The following is a 7,664-nucleotide window of genomic DNA, read 5'->3' on the forward strand; positions in this document are numbered from 1 at the left end:
CAGGCGGCGCCTGGGCCTCGCCGCAGCCCGGCGTCCCACTTCGATACAGCGCCTAGATCAAATCCGCCGAGGGTACGCCCGGGAGGCGCACGATCCGGCCACAGCTCCGCCCGCCGGGGTGGGTCGCGGTTGCCAGCGCTCAGTCCCGCAGGGAGGCGATCAGCTCCGGCGTCAGCTCCGCGAGCGACGTCAGCACCCGGTCCGCACGCTCAAGCGCGTCGTCCGCCGGTGGATACGCCGGCTGCGGGATCGCCACCACCGCAAGCCCGGCCGCCGACGCGCTGCGCAGCCCGTTCGACGAGTCCTCCACCGCCGCGCACAGGCCGGGTGAGATCCCGAGCCGCGCCGCCGCCGTCAGATACGCGTCCGGCGCCGGCTTCCCGCGCGGGACCTCCTCGGTCGACACCGTCGCCTCGAACAGCGAGGTGATCTCCGCCGCCGCCAGCACGTGGTCGATCAGCACGCGCGCGGACGAACTCGCCACCGCAAGCCGGTACTCCGCGCCGATCCGCCGCACCGCCTCCACCGCGCCCGGGATCAGCGGCAGCGCGGTCTCGTAGCGCGCCGCCATCCGCCGCAGCACCTCGGCCGCGACCTCCTCAGGGGTGCCGCCGACGCCCAGGTCCTCGGCCAGATAGCGGGACCACTCGCCGGTGCTCATGCCCATCAGGCGCTGCTGCGCGTCCGGCGCCCAGGTACCGCCGGACTCGGCGACCAGCCCGCGACGGACCTCCTCCCACACCGGTTCGGTGTCGATAAGCACGCCGTCGAGGTCGAAAACCACCGCTTGGATCATCAATACAGACTGCCAGAGCGCGGGCACGATGAAGGCTTGGCACACTAGGCGACGTGCATACGACCCTGGCGATCGACTGCGGTGGCGGTGGTATCAAGGCTTCGGTGCTGGACGAGTCCGGCACGATGCGAGCTCAGCCGCTGCGCGTCCCCACCCCGTACCCCCTGCCGCCTGATCTTTTTGTGAAGACGCTCGTGGAGTTGAGCCATCAGCTTCCGCCAGCGGACCGGGTGACGGTGGGGATGCCCGGCATGATCCGGCACGGCGTGGTGGTCGCGACGCCGCACTACATCACCAGGGCCGGCCCGCGCACCCGGATCGACCCCGAGCTGCTCAAGGCCTGGGCGAACTTCGACGCCCGGTCCGCGCTCGGCGCCGCGTTCGACGTGCCCACGCTCGTGCTCAACGACGCGGAGGTGCACGGCGCGGGTGTGGTCGCCGGCACCGGCCTGGAGCTGGTGCTGACGCTCGGCACCGGGCTCGGCTGCGCGCTCTTCGACGGCGGGCGGCTGGCCCCGCACCTGGAGTTCTCGCAGGCCCCGGTGCGCTGGGGGATGTCCTACGACACCTACATCGGCGAGCACGAGCGGCGCCGGCTCGGCGACTCGTTCTGGTCGCGGCGGGTGGCGCGCGTGGTCGAGGGCCTGCGCCCGGTCTTCCTCTGGGACCGCCTCTACATCGGCGGCGGCAACTCCCGGCGGATCATCCCGGAGCAGCTGCTGCGGATGGGCGACGACGTGGTGATCGTGCCGAACACGGCAGGCATCGTCGGCGGCGTGCGGGCCTGGGCGCTGCAGGTGCATTAAATTCACGATCATTTCGGGGTACGGCGGGCGTGTACGCTGCCCGCGTGAGCCTTCTTCCACCGCATCCGGACCCGAGCGCGCCCGATCGACTGGTTGAAAATCGCTCCTCCGCCGCTCACGTGATCTCCGTGAACGTCGCCGTACCCCGCCGGGACCCGGGCAGGCTCCGCAATACCGGCATCGACAAGCGCCCGGTCGACGGCCCGGTCCCGATCCGCGCGCCCGGCGACCGTGCGAGCGGCCTGGGCAGCGGCGTCACCGGCGACGAGGTCTTCGACAAGCGGCACCACGGCGGCGACGACCAGGCCGTCTACGCCTACGCCCGCGAGGACCTGGACCGCTGGGCCGCCGACCTTGGCCGCGACCTGCCCGGCGGCGTCTTCGGCGAGAACCTGACCACCGCCGGCGTCGACGTCACCGGCGCGCTGATCGGCGAGCGCTGGCGCATCGGGCCTGATGTGCTGCTTGAGGTCTCGGTCCCGCGCATCCCGTGCAACACCTTCGCCCGCTGGATGGACGTCCCCGGCTGGCTCAAGACCTTCACCCGCGCCGCCGTCCCCGGCGCCTACCTGCGCGTCCTCTCCCCCGGCACGGTCCGCGCCACCGACCCGGTCATCGTCGAGCACCGCCCCGACCACGAGGTCACCATCGCCCTCGCCTTCCGCGCGATGACGCTCGAGCGCGCACTGCTCCCCCGCCTGCTCGACGCCCCCGCCCTTCCGGAGAAGACCCTGGCGGACGCCCGCAAGTACATCGCACGCGCCGCCTCGACCCCCACCCTGTTCTAAGCCTCGACGTCCCTACCGACCGGACGCCGGCGGACACACGTGGGTACGCGGCCGCCGTCCGCTGAAACACAGGACGACGGCCGCGTACCGTCAGGGTCTGCCCAGCCCGACCCGCGACGCCCGGATGTGCCGGAGCGGATCCGCCGGCACCTGGTCGAGGCCGCAGGTCAGCAGCGCGGCCAGTTGCTGGTCCCGGTCCGCCGCCGCACTGCTCACCCGGTCCAGTTTCTCCTGAAGCGCCCGGGTCCGGGCGGCGATGATCTCCGCCGCCTCCCGGTCCTCGAACGCGCCGCGGAGCGTGAGCGCCTCCGTGTGGATCTCGGTCGCCTCACGCCAGAGCGGCCGGATCCGGCGGCCGATCAGATCGTCGCACAGCACCTCCGCCGCCTTCGCCCGCTGCTCCGCGGTCTCCCGCTGCAGCAGCAACTGCCGGATGCTGATCAGGCCCAGCACGAGGATGCCGTTGTAGAACAGGAAACCGCCGATCGCGTTCCCGGTCAGTTGCTGCCACACGGCGGTGGCCATCGAGAGCCCCAGGGCGACGTAGGGCACGGCCATCCGGACGATCGACGTGTGCCGCGCGGGCATACCGATCAGGTCTGGGGCGGACGGATGCGCGGCGGCGATCGCGATCAGCAGGAAGGCGCCGATCCAGCCCAGGTCGATCAGACTCCCGTTGACGTACGACTGGCGTTGGACCAGGTAGAGGAAGCCCGAGTCGGCCAGGGTCAGCGCGCCGACGCCAGCCGCGATCAGCGTGTACGGCGTCGAGCAGCGCCGCGACTGGGCGATCGTGGTGAGCACGATCGTCGCGTTGATCACGTCTCCCACCGGGTAGGCGACCAGCAGGACGAGCCACGAGGAACTGTCCCCGGCGACCACGTCACGCAGCACGAACGTCCAGGAGATGCCGAACAGCGACGCCGCGATGATCAGCCCGTCGATGGTGATCCGGAGCCGCTGCTCGGTGCGCCCGAACGCCAGCAGCGCCGCGGTGATCAGGATCAGCGACGGGAGGTACCCGGCGTCGGCAAGCGACGGGTAGGGCACCAGGTCGCCCCGTACGTGCACCAGCCAGGTCCAGATCATCTGCCCCGCGCTCCAGAGCAGCACCCCGGCGCCGAGCAGCCGCCAGGGCAACGCGTACCCGGCGTGTGCGCCAGGTCTGGCGGCCCGCCGACCGGCACGCAGACACAGCAGACCGGCGAGGAGGGCGGCGCCGCCCTGCAACAGATTCGTGGCGACCCTCGAGGCGCTGCCGGGAACCGCGCCGCTGGCCACGCAGACCGCGAAGAGCAGCACGAACGCGCCGGAGATCGCCAGCACCCGTCCATAGAGCACCGGGCGGCAAGGTGAGGTGCCGCGCCGCCCGACCCGTCGCCCGCCCGCCAGGCCGCAGACGAACACGCGGGTGGCGAGCACCGCCGACACCACCGCGTTCCGGCAGGCGTCGACGAAGCGGCCGAGGGCCGACGGTTCGAGCAGCATGCGGACCAGGTCGGGCTCCTCGCGCACCATGCCGATGATCCTCGGCCGCAGGTGGTCCTCGGTGCGGAACAGGTCGCGCATGGCCCGCATGCCCTCTGCCCGCTGGCCCGGGTCTCCGGTCCGGAGGCGGTCGACGGCGATGTAGTAGCGCATCTCCGCCTCGCCCTCCGCACGTGCCCGGGCCATGACGAAGGCGATCTGCTCCGTCGTGGGCACGTACGTCCTCCCCGCCGCGACGGCCGCATCCGCGTCCGCCCAGCGCGCCTCGTGCAGGGCGTCGTCGAGGCCGTTCTCCCGATCAATCATCGTCCTCCCCCTTCCGCAGGTGGTTGCGCAAGCGTCCGCAGATGCGCCGGACGCTCTCGGACGTGAGCCCGAGCCTCTTTGCGATGTCCTTCTTCAGCGCGTCGTCCGACAGCATGTCCAGGACCGTGCGCTCTCGTTCGGGGAGACCTGCCTTGACCCGCTCGATGTCGATCCGCTCGGCGATGCGGTTCCCCGGATCGGGATCGCTTCCGGGAATGAACCGATCACCCTCGTCGCCGAACGGGATCTCTCGCATCCGCGCGAGTAATCTCCGGTACGGCTTCTTGACGGCCAGAATGCAGCCGTTGGTGAAATAGGTGTACAGCGACGCTCCACCGTCCGCGCGCCAGCGGCCCTCCGACAGCCGGCCGAAGAAGGTGGACAGGCATTCGATGGTCGCCTCTTCCGCGAGCTCCATCCGGTCGCTCTCCACGGCGGCGCCCGCAAGGACGTTCGGCCCCAGTGTTCCGCCGCCGGTGAGGTAGCAGAACCTCGCGAAGATCTCGCCGCTGTCGACCAGATGCCTGACCAGCGCGATCCCGTGCTCGGACAGGTAGTGCCAGACACTGTCCCGGTCGGCCGCCAGGGCACCCTCGCAGAACAGGCGTCTCAGCAGGGACGGTCCGTGCGCGGCGCTGGTCAGGCCGAGTTCGACCTGCGCGGGCGAGAGTCTCCACGGTTGTTCGTCGAGTGACGGGATCGCCTCGTCACGCCGTTGGCCTTCCTCCGGATCGTCAACTGCGGATCGACGGGCCATTGTGCTCTCCATCGGACGACTGAGAATTGTTTACGATGGAGGCATAGGCGATTCGGTCCGGAATTCGCACGGCCAGCCCGCCGGAGCGCGGGTAATTCACCCGAAAGGAAATCACGTCGCGGTTCCATAGGCGAAGAAATCCGGACGGCACAACCACGGCGCCGGAGATTCTTTTCACGGTACGGCTGTGGCTCGAAACGGTCTACACACCGTTCGACAGCAACAGTCACCACACGAAGGCCAGGTGGATCGCATGACCCCGACCCAGATCGTCCGGCGTATCGGCACCACTCCGCGCCAGCGGGGTTCTCTCGCGTTCTCCAGCTGCCCGGACCTGTTCCTGCTTGCGGACGGCGACTTCGCGGTGATCGGGACTGACCGCACCGAGGATCTGGAGCCGGTTCTGCCGGAGGACGCCAGCCGTGCCGCGTACGAGCGCATCGTGGTGATCACCCGGGAAACGCTGCTGTCGGCGCTCCCTGACCTGCTGGCTCTGTAACCGCCGGGCCGGGTGGCCGTGGTCACCCGGCTCTGGCCGGGTCCTCCCACGCCCGCTCGCGCCAGACCTCGTCCGCGAGGTCGCCCACCCGGTCGTGCGCCTCCGACTCCAGTCCGCGCATCGCGGCCCGCTCCACCGCCGAGAACTCCCAGTAGGCGCGGATAAGCGGGCTGGTGAAGAGGTGCCGGACCGCACCGCGGATCTCGTCGTCGGTGCGGTCCGCCAATCGGGTGGAGAGCGCGAAATGCTGGAAGATCAGGTTGGCGAAGATGTACTGCCGCCGCAGCGTGGCATCGACCGTCGCGCCGCCCGGCCACACCTCCGCGAGCGCGGCGTCATCCACGCTCATCCGGACCAGGTCCAGGTGCAGGGTCCGCATGCTCGCGTCCGCGGCCCGGCGAAGCTCCTGGTTGGACCGCTCGATGGCGCCGCGTTGCAGTTGCAGCTCGGTGCGCTGCAGGCGCAGTTCGGTGAACTGGATCCACAGCGTGATCACCAGTGCGAGGAATGCGAGCCCGGACAGCAGGCTCTCCAGCACGCCGAACGACTCACCGACGTTCGCCCACCTGCTCCACGAGGCCGAGGTCTCCAGGTTCTCGGCGAGCGCCACCACCGCGATGCCGGCCACCACGATCAGCAGCATGGCGGCCAGGACGCCGGCCAGCACCGCGAAGGCCACGGCGCCGCGCATCGAGGTACGCCGGCGCCCCGCGCGTCCCGTCACCATGCACGCCGCCCCTCATCCGCCGACTCACCTCACCGTAAGCGAGGCCGTCTACACGCAGGGAGATCAGGATGCGGACGGGATCGTCGCCGGGTGGCCAACCCGATCAGGCCAGCACGTTGATCGGCTCGACCACTCCCACGCCCTCGGCGAAGTGCCGCAGCCGGATGGCTGTCGACTCGGTGAGCACCTCACCGGACCGGACAAGCGTCATCCCGGTACTGGTCACCACGTCCTGGTTCATCATCATCCCGACAAGCAGTTCCTTGCCCTTGACCTGCCGCGGCCGGCGAAGATCCTCCGACAGGTACGCCCGGACCGCCGCATCGAGCACAGCGGCCGGGTAGCGCGGGTTCTTCGCCAGCTCCACCACCGCGGTGCCCGGCGCCAGCCCGGACTCGACGGCCACCACGAACGCGGTCACGGTCTCGTAGATCTGCTTCGCCACGCCGCCGGACTCCTCGGTGGCGAGCGGCGTGGGCGCGCGCACCTCCGCGAGCGTGACCGGCTGCGACGCCACCCAGGCCGCGACGCGCTCCAGCCGCGGGATCCGGCCGATCAGCGCGCGGGACAGCTGCGGGTGCCCGCGGTACATGGCGAGCGCGTCCTGGTCGACGTCCTCGACCGCGGTGCCGACCACCTGCGCGATCACCTCGGCCGGCACCGCCATCAGCCCGACCTGGCCGAGCATGGCCGCGATCCGCAGCTCCCAGGTGTCCTTCGGGTGCAGTGCGGAGATCGCGGCGTCGGTGAGCGCCGTGACAGTGCCGGTCCGGGCCGCCGCGACCGGGTGCGCGGCCGCCATCAGTTCGGTGAGCACCTTGACCGCGCCGTCGAGTGTGCGTTCAAGCAGCTCACGCTCGCTCATCAGCAGGCGGTGCTGTTCCAGGGCGGCGTCGAGCGCGCGGGACAGCTCGGCCGGCTCGCACGGCTTGGTGAGGAAGCGGAACAGGTTGCCGTCGTTGACCGCGGCGATCGTGTCGGTCAGCTCGGCCTGGCCACTGAGGATGATCTGCACGGTGTCGGGTGAGACCTCGCGCAGGCCGGCCAGGAACTCCGCGCCGCTCATGCCGGGCATGCGCATGTCGGAGACGGCCACCGCATACGGCCGGGCCGTGCCGCGCGTCTTCGCCAGACCTTCCGGCCCGGAGTTCGCGGTGTCCAGCTCGTACCGGCCGTGCAGACTGCGCCGGAACGCGTCCAGGATGTGCGGCTCGTCGTCCACCATGAGAATCCGCCTACCCACACCGCCCCCTTTATGCCGAAATTTCACTGTAAGTGGGGCTGGGGGTGTGGGCAGGGAGTTCCTCCAGATCGTCGCGACCGCCCACGACCTCGGTCTCTCGGCGCCGGAGCCGGACGGCACAATTGCGGTGGGGCCCGCCCCCCCGGGGGGGGGGGGGCGGGGGCGCCCCCCCCCCCCCCGCGCCCCGAGCGGCGTGTTCGCGGCGGGGGGGGGGGGCGGGGGCGGGGGCGGGGGGGGCCCCCCCAAGGAGCCGG

General features: G+C 71.0%; 8 protein-coding genes. 3 read left to right on the top strand and 5 right to left on the bottom strand.

Features of this window, described 5'->3' with window-relative positions; all coding sequences use genetic code 11:
* Window positions 1-139: 139 nt before the first annotated feature.
* Window positions 140-796, bottom strand: a complete 657-nt coding sequence (locus ACIA8K_RS04905; RefSeq protein ID WP_396055042.1) for an HAD family hydrolase — start codon at window positions 794-796, stop codon at window positions 140-142.
* A 53-nt stretch (window positions 797-849) separates the two neighbouring features.
* On the opposite strand from ACIA8K_RS04905, the gene ACIA8K_RS04910 reads away from it, so the two are divergent.
* Together ACIA8K_RS04910 and ACIA8K_RS04915 are read left to right on the top strand one after the other, a co-directional pair.
* On the top strand, window positions 850-1,602 hold the full coding sequence (locus ACIA8K_RS04910; RefSeq protein WP_396055044.1) for an ROK family protein: 753 nt from the start codon (window positions 850-852) through the stop codon (window positions 1,600-1,602).
* A gap of 119 nt (window positions 1,603-1,721) precedes the next feature.
* On the top strand, window positions 1,722-2,390 hold the full coding sequence (locus ACIA8K_RS04915) for an MOSC domain-containing protein (protein WP_396055046.1): 669 nt from the start codon (window positions 1,722-1,724) through the stop codon (window positions 2,388-2,390).
* 90 nt (window positions 2,391-2,480) lie between these two features.
* Here ACIA8K_RS04915 and ACIA8K_RS04920 read toward each other — a convergent pair whose 3' ends face one another.
* A complete protein-coding gene (locus ACIA8K_RS04920; protein WP_396055048.1) occupies window positions 2,481-4,184 on the bottom strand; it encodes a hypothetical protein in 1,704 nt (567 codons plus the stop codon).
* Window positions 4,177-4,941 carry an RNA polymerase sigma factor gene (locus ACIA8K_RS04925; protein WP_396055050.1) on the bottom strand — a complete coding sequence of 255 codons (765 nt, stop codon included), beginning with the start codon at window positions 4,939-4,941 and terminating at the stop codon, window positions 4,177-4,179. Before ACIA8K_RS04925 ends, ACIA8K_RS04920 begins: the two co-directional genes overlap by 8 nt.
* Before the next feature lie 253 nt (window positions 4,942-5,194).
* On the opposite strand from ACIA8K_RS04925, the gene ACIA8K_RS04930 reads away from it, so the two are divergent.
* Window positions 5,195-5,440, top strand: coding sequence for a hypothetical protein (locus tag ACIA8K_RS04930; RefSeq protein WP_396055052.1), 246 nt, complete (start codon window positions 5,195-5,197; stop codon window positions 5,438-5,440).
* Between the two features lie 22 nt (window positions 5,441-5,462).
* Here the strand turns inward: ACIA8K_RS04930 and ACIA8K_RS04935 are convergent, their stop codons facing one another.
* Both ACIA8K_RS04935 and ACIA8K_RS04940 read right to left on the bottom strand, forming a co-directional pair.
* Window positions 5,463-6,167: a DUF6082 family protein gene (locus tag ACIA8K_RS04935; protein WP_396055054.1), complete on the bottom strand. Its 705-nt coding sequence runs from the start codon at window positions 6,165-6,167 to the stop codon at window positions 5,463-5,465.
* Between the two features lie 103 nt (window positions 6,168-6,270).
* On the bottom strand, window positions 6,271-7,410 hold the full coding sequence (locus tag ACIA8K_RS04940; protein ID WP_396055056.1) for a response regulator: 1,140 nt from the start codon (window positions 7,408-7,410) through the stop codon (window positions 6,271-6,273).
* Between the last annotated feature and the right edge of the window lie 254 nt (window positions 7,411-7,664).

The sequence above is a fragment of the Catenuloplanes sp. NPDC051500 genome (assembly GCF_044454585.1).
In the GTDB taxonomy this organism is placed as follows: domain Bacteria; phylum Actinomycetota; class Actinomycetes; order Mycobacteriales; family Micromonosporaceae; genus Catenuloplanes.